General features: G+C 69.6%; 11 protein-coding genes and 1 pseudogene. 1 reads left to right on the top strand and 11 read right to left on the bottom strand.

The genetic code is table 11. From position 1 onward, the window contains the following. Window positions 1-20: 20 nt before the first annotated feature. The 7 genes and pseudogenes from ABFO07_RS34595 to ABFO07_RS34565 all read right to left on the bottom strand — a co-directional run bounded on the left by ABFO07_RS34595 (window position 21) and on the right by ABFO07_RS34565 (window position 9,029). A complete protein-coding gene (locus ABFO07_RS34595) occupies window positions 21-800 on the bottom strand; it encodes a hypothetical protein (RefSeq protein ID WP_059803863.1) in 780 nt (259 codons plus the stop codon). A 546-nt stretch (window positions 801-1,346) separates the two neighbouring features. After that, window positions 1,347-2,417, bottom strand: coding sequence for a substrate-binding domain-containing protein (locus ABFO07_RS34590; RefSeq protein WP_347469836.1), 1,071 nt, complete (start codon window positions 2,415-2,417; stop codon window positions 1,347-1,349). Between the two features lie 46 nt (window positions 2,418-2,463). Continuing rightward, window positions 2,464-3,848: pseudogene (locus ABFO07_RS34585) on the bottom strand (LLM class flavin-dependent oxidoreductase). A gap of 20 nt (window positions 3,849-3,868) precedes the next feature. Then, window positions 3,869-5,089 (bottom strand): SfnB family sulfur acquisition oxidoreductase, encoded by a 1,221-nt coding sequence (locus ABFO07_RS34580; protein ID WP_347469835.1) that lies wholly within the window; start codon window positions 5,087-5,089, stop codon window positions 3,869-3,871. 4 nt (window positions 5,090-5,093) lie between these two features. Further along, window positions 5,094-6,332, bottom strand: a complete 1,239-nt coding sequence (locus ABFO07_RS34575; protein ID WP_347469834.1) for an SfnB family sulfur acquisition oxidoreductase — start codon at window positions 6,330-6,332, stop codon at window positions 5,094-5,096. 157 nt (window positions 6,333-6,489) lie between these two features. After that, the gene (locus ABFO07_RS34570; protein WP_060270207.1) at window positions 6,490-7,545 is read right to left on the bottom strand and encodes an ABC transporter permease; all 1,056 of its coding nucleotides are present in this window, start codon (window positions 7,543-7,545) and stop codon (window positions 6,490-6,492) included. After that, window positions 7,542-9,029, bottom strand: a complete 1,488-nt coding sequence (locus ABFO07_RS34565; RefSeq protein WP_347469832.1) for a sugar ABC transporter ATP-binding protein — start codon at window positions 9,027-9,029, stop codon at window positions 7,542-7,544. Before ABFO07_RS34565 ends, ABFO07_RS34570 begins: the two co-directional genes overlap by 4 nt. A gap of 210 nt (window positions 9,030-9,239) precedes the next feature. Between ABFO07_RS34565 and ABFO07_RS34560 the strand changes: the two genes are divergently transcribed. After that, entirely contained in the window at window positions 9,240-10,682 is a 1,443-nt protein-coding gene (locus tag ABFO07_RS34560; RefSeq protein WP_347469830.1) for a GSCFA domain-containing protein, read from the top strand. A gap of 60 nt (window positions 10,683-10,742) precedes the next feature. Here the strand turns inward: ABFO07_RS34560 and ABFO07_RS34555 are convergent, their stop codons facing one another. The 4 genes from ABFO07_RS34555 to ABFO07_RS34540 form a co-directional block, all read right to left on the bottom strand. Next, the gene (locus ABFO07_RS34555) at window positions 10,743-11,783 is read right to left on the bottom strand and encodes a methyl-accepting chemotaxis protein (RefSeq protein ID WP_060148510.1); all 1,041 of its coding nucleotides are present in this window, start codon (window positions 11,781-11,783) and stop codon (window positions 10,743-10,745) included. Window positions 11,784-11,977: 194 nt separating this feature from the next. Beyond that, window positions 11,978-12,589, bottom strand: a complete 612-nt coding sequence (locus tag ABFO07_RS34550) for an HD domain-containing protein (RefSeq protein WP_059803844.1) — start codon at window positions 12,587-12,589, stop codon at window positions 11,978-11,980. A gap of 76 nt (window positions 12,590-12,665) precedes the next feature. After that, a complete protein-coding gene (locus tag ABFO07_RS34545; RefSeq protein WP_059558122.1) occupies window positions 12,666-13,715 on the bottom strand; it encodes a patatin-like phospholipase family protein in 1,050 nt (349 codons plus the stop codon). Window positions 13,716-13,755: 40 nt separating this feature from the next. Beyond that, a complete protein-coding gene (locus ABFO07_RS34540; protein ID WP_347469829.1) occupies window positions 13,756-17,217 on the bottom strand; it encodes an adenylate/guanylate cyclase domain-containing protein in 3,462 nt (1,153 codons plus the stop codon). Window positions 17,218-17,330: the final 113 nt, after the last annotated feature.

Genomic DNA, 17,330 nt, shown 5'->3' with positions numbered 1-17,330 from the left:
CGCGCACCGGGCTGCGCCGGTCACTCCCCGCGCGGCACGGGCGGCGGCGCAAAGCGGTTGTCGTTGCCCGGGAACGGGTTCGCGTTGCGCCGCAGCGCATCCTCGTCCGGTGCCTTCTGCGCGAACAGCGCGACGCCGATCACGCCGACGTTCGCGGTGTCGCCGTGGATCGAGTTCGCGACATAGCTGTCGGGCACCGCCGCGAAGCGGAACGCCGCGACTTCGTCCTGGCTCTTGCGGAACCCGTCGATCGTCAGCGTGCGGCCCGGATCGAGCACGTAGCCGCCGTTCGTGTAGCTGCCGGGGCGGCCGGTCAGCACGTCGAGCCCGTCGACCGTCGACACGACCTCGAACGCGCGGCGGCCCTGGTTGCGCAGCACGATCCGGTAGCGCGCGCCGTCGACGCCGGCCATGTGCCAGCGGCCGTCCTGGCGGGCGAGACGCAGCGGCGCGCCGCGCTCGTCGATGAACGACAGCGCGACGTCGCCGTTCGCGAGCGCGACGCGGGTGGGCAGCGCGCGCACTTTCGCGGCGGCCGGACGCCCCGGCAGTGCGTCGTTGTAATAGACCGACGTCACGTCGGTCGGCGTCGCCGGGTTCGCGCGCTCGAAATCGACGCGGCGGGTCTCGGAACGCACCGCCTCGCCCCACGCGGTGCCGAGCCCGCGGCGCTCCTCGGGTTGCGGGGACGGCGCGGCGGAAGACGGCGCGGCGGATGCGGCGGACGGCGGAAGCGATGAACTGCAGGCGGCAAGCCAGAGCGCGCAGACGAGCGCGAGCAGACGGAACAGGAAGGTCATGTTCGTGAGATCTCGGAATGTTATCGAGCCGCGCCGGCAGGCCGGGCGGCGTTTTTTCGTGGATGGGTCGTCACGATGTCGATCGGACGCGTTCGCGCCCGGCAACCGGCGGCCTGCTGCCGGCCCGGCTGCGGGCGGCCCCGCCATTTAAGCACGGTGCGGGCGCGGACGGCAGGGGCGTTGCGGGAACGGGAGCCGTGCGTGGCGGTCGGCGAGCATCGTGCTCGGCGCCGCACGGCATGCCCTGCGCGGGATCGCGCGCAACGCCGCCGCGCCGCTGAGCCGGCGCGGATGCGGATGCGGGTGCGGGTGCGGGTGCGGGTGCGGGTGCGGGTGCGGGTGCGGGTGCGGGTGCGGGTGCGGGTGCGGGTGCGGGTGCGGGTGCGGGTGCGGGTGCGGGTGCGGGTGCGGGTGCGGGTGCGGGTGCGGGTGCGGATGCGGATGCGGATGCGGATGCAGGTGCGGATGCGGATGCGGATGCGGACAGTCACTCCGTCCGGGCAGCCGCGCACGCGCAGCGCCCCGCGCTTGCGCGCCCGAGAACGCTCAATCCGCAGCCGGGATCCACGCCGCCGTCGCCGCGTCGCTCGCGCGGAACGCCGGGAATTTCGCGCCGAGTTCGGCAATCGTGCGGATGTCGTGCTTCACGAGATCGTCGCGCGTGACGAGCACCGGCTTGACCACGATCCGGCGCCCGGGGTCCTGCCCGGCCACCAGCAACGCGGCGGCCCGCACGGAAACCGCGCCGACGACCGCGGGATTCGTCGCCGCCGTCGCCACCCACGCGCTGTTCGGCGCGCGGATCGCACCGATGTCGGCGGTCGAGATGTCCGCGCTGTAGATGCGCAGCTTCGACGACAGCTTCGCCTCGTCCGCCGCGAGCTTTGCGCCGCGCGCGAATTCGTCGTACGGCGCGAACACCACGCGAATGTCGGGATGCGCGCGGTACGCGGCGGCCGCCTGGTTCGCGACCGACTGCGCGATCGGGTTGTCGACGGTGCCCCAGCGCGCCTTTTCCACGACCTTCGGATGCGCGCGCTTGAAGTCGCGCCACACCGCATCGCGCCGGTCGAGCGGCGCGAAGCCGGCGACGTACACGTAGCCGGCCGCGAACGCGTCGCCGTTGTCCTTCACCGCCTGGTCGAGCAGCAACGCCGCGAGGTCGCGGTCGCTCTGCTCGATCTGCGGGACTTTCGGATGGCCGAGGTCGACGTCGAACGCGACGACCTTGATGCCTTTGTCGAGCGCGCGCTGGACGACGTCCTTCAGCGATTCCGGCAGCCCGTGGTTGACGATGATCGCGGCCACGCCGAGGCTGATCGCCTGCTGGATCTGCTCGCGCTGCTCGGCCGCATCCTGGCGGCCTTCGTAGACGCGCAGGTCGATGCCGAGCGCCTTGGCCTGCTTCTGCGCGCCGGCTTCGTACGCCTGGAAGAAATCCCCGGTCGACAGGTAATTGACCAGCGCGATCCGCACGCCGCCCTTGTCGAACGGCGCGGGCGCGCCCTTGAGCGGGCCCGCGTGCGCGCCGGGCGCGGCCAGCGCAGCGGCCGACGCCAGCGCAAGCACGCCGCCGATGCGGCCGATCCAGGATTTGCGACGAAACCACGATCTCATGAATGCTCTCCAGCCGGTCAGGCAACAGGGAAATCAGCAAACGGTCTCACGCCGCCGGCACGCCGGCGCCCGCGCGATAGCGCGCGCCCGGATGCGGATCGGCAAGCCGCGCGCCGCGGCCATGCAGCTTCTCGCGCAGCGTGCCGTCCGCATAGTCGGTCTTGTACACGCCGCGCCGCTGCAGCTCGGGCACGACGAGCTCGACGAAATCGGCAAAGGTCTCGTGCGTCAGCGCGTACGCGAGGTTGAAGCCGTCGACGTCCGTCTCGTCCACCCACGATTGCAGCTCGTCGGCGATCTCCTGCGGACTGCCCACCGACAGCGGCCCGAGCCCGCCAATGCCGCCCCACTTCGCGATCTCGCGCACCGTCCACACGCGGGTCGGATCGGCGCTCGACAGCGCCTCCACCGCCGATTGCACCGCGTTGCTCTCGACATGGCGCAGCGGTTCGTCGAGGTCGTAGCGGGACAGGTCGATCCCCGTCCAGCCCGACATCAGCGTCAGCGCGCCCTCGTCGCTCGCGTAGCGGCGGTAGTCCGCGTGCTTCGCGTGCGCGTCCGCCGACGTTTTCCCGGTGATCACGGTATGCAGGTTGAAGATCAGCACGTCGTGCGGATCGCGGCCGAACGCCTTCACGCGCGCCCGGATGTGTCGGCGACGAAATTCTTCAGGATCGTGCGCGACGGCGCGGCGATGAAGATGCACTCCGCGTGCTGCGCGGCGAAATCCTTGCCGCGCTTCGATGCGCCGGCCTGGTACAGCACCGGCGTGCGCTGCGGGGACGGCTCGCACAGGTGGATGCCCGGCACGTCGAAGTACGTGCCGCGATGGCCGATCGGATGCACCTTCGACGGCTCGGTGAACACGCGCCGCGCGGCGTCGCGCACGACGGCGTCGTCTTCCCACGACGCCTCCCACAGCTTGTAGCAGACCTCGAGGTATTCGTCCGCGAGCGCATAGCGCTCGTCGTGGTTCGCCTGCGCCGGCAGGCCGACGTTGCGCGCGGCGCTGTCGAGGTACGACGTGACGATGTTCCAGCCGACGCGGCCGTTCGTCAGGTGATCGAGTGTCGACATGCGCCGCGCGAACGGATACGGATGCTCGTACGACAGCGAGCACGTGACGCCGAAGCCGAGATGCTCGGTCACGTTCGCCATCGCCGACACGAGCAGGATCGGGTCGTTGACGGGCACCTGCGCGGCCTGCCGGATCGCCGCTTCCGCGTTGCCGCGGTACACGTCGTAGGTGCCCAGCACGTCCGCGATGAACAGGCCGTCGAACTTGCCGCGTTCGAGCAGCTTCGCGAGGTCCGTCCAGTAGTCGAGATGCTTGTAGCGCCATGACGTGTCGCGCGGATGCGCCCACAAGCCCGGCGACTGGTGCCCGACGCAGTTCATGTCGAATGCGTTGAGGCGAATCTGTCTTGCCATGATCGGCTCCGTTGATCGATTCAGAGCGCGCCGTGGCGCGGCGGCAGCACGTCGTTCAGGGAGTAGTTGCCGATCGCGATGTATTTCCAGCGCACCGGATCGTGCAGCGTGTGCGTGCGCGCATTGCGCCAGTGGCGATCGAGGTTGTGCTCGGCGAGCACCGCCTGCGTGCCGGCGAGTTCGAGCAGGCGCGTCGACGCCTGCAGCGCGATCTCCGTCGTCGCGGCCCGCGCCTGCGCGACCGCGATCGAGGCGGCGGCGACGGTCGCTTCGTTCGACGCGTCGGCCGCGGCGTCCACGCGACGGCCGGCGCGCTCGACCAGTGCGCTCGCCGCTTCGAGCTGCAGCGCGAGCTTGCCGAACAGTTCGAGCGTGAGCGGATCGTCGCCCGCGCGCTCGACGCCGCTGTCGACCCACGGCCGCGAACGCTCGCGCACGAAGCGCCGCGCATCGGCGAACGCCGCCCGCGCGATGCCGAGATCGACCGCCGCGTGGATGAGCTGGCCGAGCGGGCCGACGGTGGTCGGCCGCGCATCGAATGCCGCGCTGTACGGCACGACCGCCGACGCCTCGACGTACACGTTGTCGAGCGTCGTCGTGCCGCTGCCGGTGGTCCGCTGCCCGAAGCCCGACCAGTCGTCGACCACCGTCAGGCCCGGCGTGCGCGCGTCCGCGAACGCGACGTGCAGCGTATCGTCGGCCGCTTTCGCGACCACCGGAATCCATTGCGCGAACAGCGCGCCGGTCGAATAGAACTTGGTGCCGTTGATGCGGAAGCCGTCGCCGTCCGGCGTCAGCGTGGTGCGATAGTCGCGCACGGTTTTCGTGCCGCGCTCCGACAGCGCATTGCCGAACCGGTCGCCCGCCAGCGCGCGCCCGAAATAGAACGCCTGCTGCTCGCGCGTGCCGTTTACGCGCAGCACGTCGAGCATGTAGAAGTGGTTCTGCGGGATCTGCCCGAGCGCCGGATCGGCCTCGGACACGATCGCGGTGACTTCCGCGAGCGTCGCGAACGACACCTGCGCGCCGCCATGTTCGCGCGGCACCGTGATGCCCCACAGGCCGCTCGCCGAATACGCGTCGATTTCGGCGTAAGGCAGGCGGCGTTCGCGATCGCGCAGCGATGCTTCCTGCGCGAACGTGCCCGCGATGTCGCGCGCGACGCTCAGCGCCTGTTCGTCGCTGTCGATGCGCGCGGCATGCGGCGTGCCGCGCGCGAGGGTTGATGCGAGAGCGCTCATGAATTCAGTTCCATGGATGACGCGCCGGCTTCACGCCGTTCAGGTAGTAGTTGCCGACGAGGTGGTATTTCCAGCGCACCGGATCGTGCAGCGTATGCGTGCGCGCATTGCGCCAGTGACGGTCGAGGTTGTGCTCGCCGAGCGTCGCCTGCGTGCCGGCAAGTTCGAACAGCTTCTCGCTCGCGAGCAGCGCGATCTCGGTGGTCAGCACTTTCGCCTCGCCGACCGCGACGGATGCGCGCGCGACGTCGTCCTCGGTGATCGCGCCCTGCCGGGCAACCTCGTCGAGCACGCGCGCGGCGCGCTCGAGCAGCGCTTCGGCGGCATGCAACTGGATATGCAGATGACCGATCTCGCGCACCGTCAGCGGATCGTCGCGCGCGCGCTCGACGCCGCTGTCGATCCACGGCCGCGAACGCGTGCGCACGAACGTCAGCGTATCGTCGAGCGCGGCCTTCGCGATGCCGGCGTCGATCGCGGCCTGGATGATCTGCGAGATCGGGCCGTTGAGCGTCGGCTCGTCGGACACGCGATGCGCGGGGAACACATGCGAAGCCGGCACGCGCACGCTGTCCAGCACGACCGTGCCGCTCGCGGTCGTGCGCTGGCCGAAGCCCGACCAGTCGTCGATCACGGTCAGCCCCGGCGTGCCCTTCGGAATGTAGGCGAGCCAGCCCTTGCGCGCATCGTCGAGGCCGAGCACCGGCACGAAGTGCGCGAACAGCGCGCCGGTCGAGTAGAACTTGGTGCCGTCGACCACGTAGTGATCGCCGTCGCGCCGCACGCGCGTCTTCAGGTCGAGCACGTTTTTCGTGCCCTTCTCCGAGAAGCCGTTGCCGAAGCGCTTGCCGTTCAGGATCTCGGCGAAGAAGTAACGCTTCTGGTCCTCGGTTCCCGTCAGCGCGATCACGTCGACGAGGCCGAAGTGATTCTGCGGCAATTGCCCGAGCGACGGATCGGCCGCCGCGATGATCCTGACCACCTCGACCAGCGTGACGAACGACACGCCCGCGCCGCCGTAGGCCTTCGGCACCGTGATCGCCCACAGGCCCGACTGCGAGAACCATTCGATCTCGTCGTGCGGCAAGCGCCGTTCGCGGTCGCGTTCGGCCGCGCCCTGCGCGAGGCGGCCCGCCAGTTCATGCGCGACCGCGATCGCCTGCGCGTCGTCGGCGATCACGCGAACCGCCTGCCGGTTCGCGTCCGGCGCGTGCGTCGGGTGCGCCACGTCAATCTCTGCCATATGCGTCTCCGCCTGAATGACTGATCGCTCAATCTATCAGCGGGATTCGCACGTGCAAACCGAGCGATTCGGCAATGGATATTCCATCGCGCGGCAAGCGCGGCAAGCGCGGCAGGCGCGGCAGGCGGCAAGCATCGCGCTTGCGGGTGCCGTCGTTTCAGCCCCGCGCATCCGCGCGCCGCCCGACGCCGAACGTGAACGCCAGCGCGAGCACCAGCAGCGCGCCCTTGATGAAATCCTGCATGTAGTACGGCGCATTCAGCATCGTCAGGCCGTTGAGCAGCACGCCGACGAACACCGCGCCCACCACGGTGCCGAACACGTTGGGCCGTTTCGCGCCCCACACCGCATAGCCCACCAGCGCGGCGGCCACCGCGTCGAGCAGCAGCGAGTGCCCGGCGCTGACGTCGCCGCGGCCGACCCGCGCGGCGATCAGCACGCCACCCAGCGACGCGATCGCGCCCGACGCGACGTATGCCGCGATCCGGTAGCGCAGCGTCGGCGCACCCGCGAGCCGCGCGGCCGTCTCGTTGCCGCCGATCGCCTGGATCACGCGGCCCCAGCGCGTCGTCTCCATCACGATGCACGCGAGTACCGTCAGCACCGCGAGCATCAGCACCGGCAGCGGCACGACGTCGAACACGCGCATGCGGCCGAGCGCCAGGAACGCGGCGGGGAACACGCCGGTCGCGTCCGTGCCGTCGGGCAGCACCGTGCCGGTCGCGAGCGAGCGCCCGCCGGTCGGGATCAGTTGCAGGCCCGCCAGCAGGAACAGCGTGCCGAGCGTCGCGAGCTGGTCGGGCACGCGCAGCCGCGTGATCAGCACGCCGTTGAACAGGCCGGCCGCGATGCCGAGCCCGATGCACGCGGCCACGGCCGCCAACGTGCTGCCGTGCCAGACCACCAGCACGTAGCTGGCCGCCATCTGCGCCGACGCGGCCACGCTGCCGACCGACAGGTCGAAGCCGCCGGCCGCCAGCGTGATCGTCACGCCGATCCCGAGCAACGCGACGATCGATACCGACTGCAGGATGCTGAACAGGTTGTCGACGTTCAGGAACGCCGGTTCCCGGGCCGCGAACACGGCGACGAGGAGTGCGAGGACGAGCAGGATGCCGGTGCGTTCGAGCGTCTCGCGCACACGGTGCCATGCGGCGTGCGTGCGCGGGCCGGAGGCCGCGTCGCGGCCGAATGACGAGGTAGCGGGTTTCATCGAGGATGGACTGATGCCGGATCGGTGGTGAATGCGTGATCGAGCGTCGCGCGATCGAAGCGCACGACGCGATCCGCGATCTCGAACGCCTCTTCGAGATCGCTGACGAACACCAGCGTCGCGCGTGTGGGGGCCTGCCGCCGCAGCGTATCGACGATGTCGGCGCGCGCACCGGCGTCGACGCCCTGGAACGGCTCGTCGAGCAGCAGCAGCCGTGCGGGTTCCGCATGCCAGCGCGCGAGCACCACCTTCTGCTGGTTGCCGCCGGAGAGATGCGAGACGCGCGCGTCCGGGCCGGTGCAACGAATGCCGAACTGCGCGATCGCCGCGCGGGCCGCCGCGCGCTCCCGCGCCCGGTGCACCGCGCCGCGCGCGAACCAGCGCGGCAGGAACGGAAAGCTGAGCGTGCCCGCGATCGACGCGAACGGGACGTGGTCCGGAAACAGCGACGTGCGCCAGCGATCCTCGCCGGCCAGGAACACGCCCGCGCGAATCGCGTCGGCCGGCGAGCGCGGACGCCATGGCCGCCCGTCGAGCGTCATCGCGCCGCCGGCCGCATGGGCCGCGCCGAAGATCGCGCGCGCGACGCGCGATTTTCCGCCGCCCACCGGGCCCGCGAGCGCGACGATCTCGCCGCGCCGCACGTCGAGATCGAACGGCGTGCTGGCTGCGGTCAGCCGAAAATCCCGCATGCTGAAGCACGCGTCGAGCGGCGCGGCGTCCGCGGCGCGATGCGTGCGGTCCTTGCGCAGCGGCCGCCCGATCATCGTATCGACCGCGGCGTCGAAATCGATCGGCGCCGGCAGATCGGCGACGATCCGCCCGTCGCGGACGATCGCGACGCGATCGGCGATGCGGCGCAGGTCGCCGAGCCGGTGCGACACCAGCAGGATCGCGACGCCGTCCGCGCGCAGCGCATCGAGCAGCGCAAAGAGCCGCTCCGCTTCCGGCGCGGACAGGCTCGCGGTCGGTTCATCGAGAATCAGCAGCGCGGGATGCGTGGCCAGCGCACGCGCCAGCGTGACGCGCTGCTGCCCCGCGAGCGACAGCGACGCGAGCGGTGCGGACAGATCGACGTCGAGCCCGACGCGCGCGGCAAGCGGTGCCGCCGCGTCACGCCGTGCCGCGAGCGGCGCGCGCCACGGCGACGCCGGATCGCACAGCCGGTCGAGCAGCAGGTTGTCGGCGATCGACAGCGCCGGCACGACCGCATCCGTGATCGCCTGATGCACGGTGGCGACGCCGAGCTGCCTGGCCGCACGCGGCGACGCGGGCCGATACGGCGCGCCGCGCAGCGTCAGCGTCCCGCCATCGGGCGGATATACGCCGCTCAGGATCTTCACGAGCGTCGATTTGCCCGCGCCGTTCGCCCCCATCAGCGCGACGGCTTCGCCGGCGCGGATCGACAGGTCGACGGCCGACAGCGCAACGGTGGCATCGAAACGCTTCGATACGCGGGAGACGGTCAGGATCGGCGATGACATCGGGCGGAAGATCGCACACGCGGCGCGGAACGGGATGGATCATCGTAACGACCGCGATCGCGCGCGCCAACGAAGCATTCCTCATATCTTTACGCCGGCGAAGCGATACGCGCACGGCGTCTCGGCAGCGCGCGCCGCCCTAAAGTTGCCGCGCGCGCTGCCGTCAATACGACCGCAGAATGTGTGCCCCTCATCGCGAACCCGGACCCCATGGACATTACAAGCTGGAAGGAACACGCGCATCGAACCCTGTCGACGAACGGGAATGTGCAGGACACGATCGCATTGCTGGCGCGCGAGCCCGACGAGACGGACTGGGAAGCCAACATGCTGCTCGGCATCCTCCACGGGCAAGCGCGCGATCTCGACAATTCGGTCAGGTTCCTGAGCCGGTCCGCTGCCGGCAACCCGAACAATCCGGACACGATTTTCTTCCTGGGCTGCTTCCAGGCGTTGCAGACACCCGGCTTCCACAAGAGCTGGGCCGTGCGGCGCGATCACGCCCGGCAAGCGCTCAGCCTGGTCCAGGACACGCCGGATGCGGCGCCCTGGCCGCAACTCAAGCTCTGCCTCGAGATGCTGGCGCAGGCGGCCACCTACGTCGGCCCGGCCGAGGACGCGGAATTCGCGTATCGCTGGCTGATCCGGATCGACCCCGGCAATGCGGGGCATTACGCGAACCTTTCGCAACTGCGCGCGGACGACAACCTCGAAGAAGCCGCCGCGCTGCTCGACACGGCGCAGTCGATCGATCCGCGCGTCGCGAACGGAAACGATCTCGCGCTGTCGCGCGAGGTGCGTGCGGCCGGCGCACGACGCGCGCCGATCGCGCGCGCGAAATACCCGACCACGAAGGAGATGCGCGGCGACCTCAAGGCCGCGATTCGCTCCACCCTGCTCAAGGACCTGCCGCAGCAGCGCTTCATCAGCCGGGACACCCGGTTCTTCACGCTCGGCTCGTGCTTTGCGCGCGAAATCGCCACGCGCATGATCGAGCGCGGCTATCAGGCCGACTTCTTCGAGGTGGTCGAGCACATCAATTCGAGCTTCGCGAACCGGAGCATGGTCGACTGGGCGATGGGCCGCTGCGAAGGCCAGGCCCGCGAGCGGCTCGACGAGCTGTTCGCATCCCTGAACATCACGCCGGACGGGCTGCAGGCGCGCTGGGCCGCCTCGAACGTGTTCATCTACACGCTGGGCGTGGCGCCGGCCTTCTTCGACCGGCAGTCGGGCGCATTCGTGATGCCGTCGAATTCGGCGTTCGCCTCGCGCGCATTTGCGGAGATGTACGACTTCCGCACCACCACGGTCCAGGAAAACCTCGACAACCTCGAGTACATCACGTCGCACATGCGCGCGCTGAACCCGAACGTGAAGATCGTGATCACCGTGAGCCCCGTGCCGCTGAAAACCACGTTCGAGTTCAAGTCGGCGATGCAGGCGGACTGCATCTCGAAGTCGACGCTGCGCGTCGTCGCGCACGAGTTCGTCACGAAACACCCGGACGTCGTCTACTGGCCGAGCTTCGAAGTCGTGCGCTGGCTCGGCGGGCACGTCGGGCCTTACTACGGCACCGACGACGATTCCGCGCTCCATATCGGCGACGACGTGGTCAAGGCCATCACCGATCTGTTCATCGAGCATTATTCGTAACCGGGCCGGCGGCGTCGAACGCGGGCGTCGCGTCGGCGCCCCGCCCGCCGTGACGGACGCCTAGCCTTTCGGCGGCTGCTGGCAGATCACGCCGTACCAGCCGAGCCCCTTGTACGTCTCGTAGCCGGGCGTCGCCGCGAACGACACGGTCGCGCCGTCGCGCATCCGGTAGAAGCCCACGGCCCTGCCGTCGGTCTGCAGGCGGAACGGCTCGTCGAGCACGCCCTTGCCGTCCGAACTCGCGATCACGCGCGACGATGCGTCGACGATCATGCAGCGCGTGCGCGCCCGTTCGTCGTCGCTCAGCCGCACGCCGTTGACGACCGCCGCCGCCTGCGGCTCCCAGTCGAAGAAGATGACCAGCGCGCCGAGCGGGCGGCCGTGCTCCTGGCCGCCGTCGCGAATGGCCGTCGAATAGGTCGCGACCTGCGCCTGCTTCAGCCACGGCAGCCGCTCGATGTCCGACGCCGCGTAGTCCGCGCCGGACGAAGTCTTCATCGCGGCCTTGAACCAGCGCGCGTCGCCGACATGGCGCCCCTGCACGGGGTAGGTCGCCTCGCGCCCGCTCGCGACCACGACGCCGTCGGCATTCACGACCCACAGGTCCTTGTAGACCGTATAGCTGTCGAGGATCACCGACAGCCGTTCCGATGCATGCGCGCGCGTTGCCGCGCTCTCGTGCGTCACGCAGTCGACGACCGACGAATCGGTCGCCCACCAGCGCACGTCGCACGAGCGCTCGTAGAGGTTGCGATCGACGATGTCGATCATGTTCAGCGCGAGATCGGCGCAGCGCTGCCCTTCGTGCGAGCGCATCCGTTCGATCATGCTGTCGCCGAGCTCGGTCAGGCGCGTCAGCGCGCCCGCGAGCTCCTTGTTGAGGCCGTCGGTGATGTCGCCGATGCGCTTCGACACGTGCTTCACCTGGTTCGCGACGACGGCGAAGCCCTTGCCTGCATCGCCCGCGCGGGCTGCCTCGATCAGCGCGTTCAATGCGAGAAAGGTGGTCTCGCGGTTGATGTCGTTGATATCGCCGATCTTGCCGGTCGCGAGCTTCTTCACTTGATGGGTCAGGTCGACGATTGCTTGCGGATTGGCCATGCGTGGGTCTCTCTCGTTGTGGTGTGTCGATGTGTGGTCGACCGAGACGACGCAAGTATCGGGCCTGCTTTGCCGCGCGGCGATGCACGCATTTCGGCATCGCGCACCGCGCGGGCTCGCCGATGCACGCTTGTCGCACCGGCGATGCACCACGATGGGCGCGCCGCGCATACGGCGCATAAGGCGCGGCCGGCTCAGGCCGGCGGCAAGCCAAGCCGCCACGACAGGTTGCGGCGCGCGCCCGCTTCGCAGCGCGCATGGAACAGATCGGTGTGATAGATGCGCGGGCGCGCCAGCAGGTCGCCGAGGATCGCGCGGACATGGCGGTCGTATGCGCGATCGTCGAGATCCGGGCGCTCGGCGCGCAGCCGCGCGCCGTCGTCGCGAAACCGGCTGCGCGCGGCGCCCAGCACCGCGAGATCGATGTCGACCGCGAAACGCGCGGCCGGCTCGACCGGCGCGCCGCGGTGCTTGGTCGCGAGGATCATCTCGCCGATGCGCTCGCCTGCCGCGATGCATCCCGCCGCCCAGTGCCGGAACCAGTCGGCGCTGCGCTCCTCGTTGTCGCGCGCGCCGGGCCGGTAGATCACGTCGTGGCACCACAGCGCGAGCTCGACCGCGTCGGCGTCGGGCACCGCGCCGCGCGCCCAGTCGAAGTCGCGCAGGCAGCGGCGGATATGGCGCAGCGTATGGTAGTGACGCGTCGCTTCGCCATAATGCCGCGCGAGGTCCGCATAGACGGTTTCGGCGTGCTGGCCGCCGCTGCGTGACCACAGTGCGATGAAGCGCGTTTGCGTGTGGCTCATCTCCGCCCCTTTCCGTCATCCCGACGCGCGTGCCAATGCGGCGAAGCGGCATCGGGCATCGCCCTGACGGCGGCCCTCAGAAAAATTCCTTGCGGATGTCGATGCTCGAGCGCTGGCCGATGTTCCCGAAATTCTCCGCGAGCCACACGTCGGCCTCGCGCCGCCCGTTGTCGCGCAGCCCGCACAGGAACGCCCAGTCCGCGTTGTACTTGCTGGATACGCTGAGCGCGCACATCGCCTCGTCCGATCGAATCGAGTGGATCAGCATTTCCTTCATCTCCAGCCGGTCGACCTTGCCTTGCTGGATCAGCTCGGTGACGAACGCGATCGCGCGCATCTCGCGCATCAGCGACGAATTGAAGCTGATCTCGTTGATGCGGTTCAGGATGTCCGCGGCCGTCGTCGGCACGCCCGGACGCACGAGCGGGTTGATGTGCACGATCACGACGTCCTGCGTCTTGCAGTGGTAGATCAGCGGATAGATCGCCGGATTGCCCATGTAGCCGCCGTCCCAGTAGTGCTGGCCGTCGATCGTGATCGCCTGGAACAGGGTCGGCACGCAGGCCGACGCCAGCACCGCGTCGGCGCACACGTCGTCGCCCGAGAAAATACGGATCTTGCCGGTTTCGACATTGGTCGCGCACAGGTAGAGGCGGATCGGGCAATGCTTGCGCAGCGCGTCGAAATCGACGTGCCGTTCGAGCACGTCGCGCAGCGGATTCAGGTTGTGCGGATTGAACTGGTACGGCGAGAACAGGCGCAGCACCATGTCCGCGAATGCGTACAGCGGCGAGTGATCGAGCCCGAAGCTGTGCGTGCCCTTCAGCCAGGGCGTCCAGCGCAGCGGATTGTATTGCTCGGCCGACTCCGAGACCGCGTGCCAGAAGCCGTGCAGCGCCTCGCGGGCGGCGGCGTGGCCGCCTTGGCGCAGCCCGTGCGCGAGCACCGCGGCATTCATCGCGCCGGCGCTGGTGGCGCTCACGCCTTCGATCGCGAGCCTGCCGTCTTCGAGCAGACGGTCCAGCACGCCCCAGGTGAACGCGCCGTGCATGCCGCCGCCCTGCAACGCCAGCGCGATCGGCTTCGGTTCGTCGCTGCCCCGCCGCTTTGCGCTCTTCGTGGTCATCTTCCGCCTCTCCTCGTGATGCCGATGCGATGCGGGCGGCTCACCCGCCGGTCGACACCAGCGTGTCGAGCAGCGCCGCGGCTTCCCGCAGGTCCGCCGTATCGAACCCCTCCGCAAACCCGGCGTACACGTCGGACAGCATCCGCCGCGCGTCGGCCGTGCGGCCCTGGTGCTGCCGCAGGCGCGCGAGGGCCAGCACCGCGCGCAACTCGAACGCGCGGGCGCCCTGCCGGCGCGCCACGTCGATCGCCTGATGCAGGCAACCCTCGGCCTCCTCGGCGCGCGCCGGGTCGCCGCCGTCGCGATCCGACGCGCCGAGCAGCAGCACCGCCTTGAGCCGATGCAGCTCCGCGTCGTAGCAGTGCTCGCCGCAACGCGCCGCCAACGCCATCGCCTCGTCGATCGCGTCCATGGCCGCCGCCGTCTCGCCGATACGCCCGTGGCTGTCCGCGAGCAGCGCGAGGAAGTACGAGCAGGCCATCGCGGCGCCGGTCGCGCGGTAGCCGTCCACGCCCGCGCGCAACTGCGCGATGCCTTCCGGCACGCTGCCTTGCTCGCTCATTGCCCAGCCCCGCAGCATCGCGCCCCACGCGTACCAGAACGGCAGGCCCTGTTCGGTCGCGAGCGTCATCAGCGCTTCGGCGTGCCCGCGGGTGACGTCGGCTTCGCGCCGGAGCTGATGGAACTGCGCGCCATACGCGAGCGTCAGCGCCAGCGTCGGGACGTGCGCGATCTGCCGCGCACGCGCCAGCGCCGCGTCGCAGCGCTGGTTGCCCTGATCCGCGTAGCCCTGGTGCCACAGGCTCCATGCGAGAAAGCTCAGCGCGCGGATGCCCGGATCGATCGCGGCGGCGAACGCGGGCTCGTGGCGCGGCTCCGCTTCGAGCAGCGCGAGCGCGCGTTCCTGGTGAGCCCGGGCGGTATCGAGATCGCCCTGGAAGAACAGGCTGGCCGACAGCGCGAGATGCGCCTCCACGAGCAGCGCCGGCTTGTTCGCGTCGCGCGCCATGCTCAGCAGCCGCTCGCCGATCTCGCCGGCGGTCGCGTATTCCGCGCGCAGGTGGTAGTAGGTCCGCAGCCCCATCAGCACCGAGAAGCGCTGCGTGGTTTCGCCGATCCGGTCGCACAGCGCGAGCGCGCGCGTGTAGTTCGCCTCGACTTCCGGCGCGCCATAGCCGCGCACGGCCATCAGCGCCGGCCCCAGCGCGAGCCGCAGCGTCAGCTCCTGATGCGCGCGCTCGGGCGAATCGGGCAGGCGCTCGAGCAGCTCCAGCGCCGCGCCGAGATGGCGCATCGCGTCCGGTTGCGCGGAGTGCTGCAGCGCCTGCTGCCCGGTGCGGTACAGATACTCGATCGCCTTCTGCACGTTGCCGCTCAGCCGGTAGTGGTGCGCGAGTTCGCTGCTGTAGTCCGCGACGCGGGCCGGGAACAGCGCCTCGATCGCCCGCGCGGTGCGCTCGTGCAGCGCGCTGCGCCGCTCCGTGAGCAGCGAGTAGCCGGCCACTTCCTGCGTCAGCGCGTGCTTGAACGAATACTCGACCTCCGGGAAGGCCGGCCGCTCGTAGATGAATTCCGCGGCCTCGAGGCGCGCCAGCAGGCGGCGCAGGTCGTCGTCCGTCCGCGCGACCTGCCCGTCGCAGATGTGCCGCACGAGGCTGTACGGAAACTCCTTGCCGATCACCGCGAGCGTCTGTAGCAGTTCCTTCTCGTCGATCGCGAGCCGGTCGATGCGCGCGGCCAGCACGCCCTGCACGGTGGTCGGGATATGCAGCGCGGCCGGCGTCTGCTCGATCCGGTAGCGGCCCGGTTCGCCGAGCAGCGCATGCTCCTCGACGAGCGTCTGCACGACCTCCTCCATGAAGAACGGATTGCCTTCGGTCTTCTCGAGGATGCGCTGCTTGAGCGGGCCGAGCGACGCATCGTCGCCGAGCAGCGCGGTGAGCAGGCCTTGCGCCTCGGCCGGCCCGAGCGGTTCGAGCCGCAGCTGCACGCAATGCGGTGCGCTGCCCCACACCGGCGCATATTCGGGCCGGTAGTTCACGAGCAGCAGAATCCGGGTGGCCGGCACGCGTTCGATCAGGCACGCGAGGAACGCTTCCGTCTCGCGATCGAGCCATTGCAGGTCTTCGAACAGCAGTTCGACCGGCTGGTCGCGGCTCTCGCGCGCGAGCAGCTGGATGATCGCGTCGAAGGTCCGCTCGCGGCGGATTCCGGGATCCATCTCCGCCAGCACCGAATCGCGTTCGCCGATGCCGAGCAGGTACAGCAGGTAAGGCACGAGCGCCTCGAAGCCGCGTTCGAGCGTCAGCGCCTTGCCCATGACCTTCTCGCGGCAACGCCGTTCGTTGTCCTGCGCAGTGATCTGGAAGTAGTTCTTCAGCAGCTCGATCAGCGGCAGGTAGGCGAACGCCTTGCCGTGCGACACGGAGAAGGTTTCGAGCACCAGGCAGCCGTGCCGCGTGCGCGCCTTGAATTCATGGAACAGCCGTGATTTCCCGACCCCGGCCTCGCCGACCACCGCGACGAGCTGCCCGCTGCCCGCGCCGGCCCGTTCCAGCGCGCCGTGCAGGTGCTCCAGTTCCGCGTCGCGGCCGACGAAGCGGGCGAGGCCGCGATGCGCGGCGAGCTGCAGCCGCGTGCGCAACGCGCCGAGGCCCAGCACTTCGTACACCGACAGCGGGTCCGGAATGCCCTTGACCTGCGTCGCGCCGAGCGCCTTGAACTCGAAATAGCCTTCGGCGAGCTTGTGCGTCGAATCGCTGACGAGAATCGACGACGGCGCCGCGATGCCTTCCATACGAGACGCAATGTGGATCGTGTGGCCGACCGGATCGTAGTCGGTATGCAGGTCGTCGGTGCGGATCGAGCGCACGACCACTTCGCCTGTGTGCACGCCGACGCGAATCTGCAGCGGAATGCCTTTCTCCAGACGGATGCGATCGCCGTGCCGCCGCATCGCCTGCTGCATCCGCAATGCCGCGAACAGCGCACGCTGCGCATGGTCTTCATGGGCGATCGGCGCGCCGAACAGCGCGAGGATGCCGTCGCCGAGCGACTTCGCGACGTAGCCTTCGTAGTAGTGGACCGCCTCCATCATCAGCGCGACGACGGGGTCGATCAGACGATGTGCTTCCTCCGGATCGAGGTCGTGGATCAACGCGGTGGAACCCGCCATGTCCGCGAACAACGCGGTGACGGTCTTGCGTTCGCCGGCGGTTTCGCCGCGCGCTTCCATGGCCGCCTGTTCGGCGAGGATGCGTTCGGCCAGATGCTGCGGCGTGTAGTGGATCGGTGCGGGAGAAAGCTCGGTGGCCGGCTTCGGACGCGGCGGCGGTGTGCCGGAGGGCGCATCGGCGAGCGGCGCGCCGCATTCGCTGCAGAACTTCGCGGAAGGGCCCGACGCGTGGCCGCAGCGCGGACAGATGCGCGACATCGGGGATCCGCACGTCTCGCAGAAGCGGGCCGCGGCGGGATTGTCGAATCCGCAATGTGCGCAACGCATACGATCCCTTTCCTAGCCCGGAACCTGCACCTAATCATTCTAGTTCCGCACCCGGTCGCGGCAAGCGGCGAACGGGATATGGCATTCCCTCAGTCGCGGCTGGCGGATGTGCG

The organism is Burkholderia stagnalis, from assembly GCF_039848545.1.
In the GTDB taxonomy this organism is placed as follows: domain Bacteria; phylum Pseudomonadota; class Gammaproteobacteria; order Burkholderiales; family Burkholderiaceae; genus Burkholderia; species Burkholderia stagnalis.
This window is presented reverse-complemented; position numbering and strand designations above follow the sequence as displayed.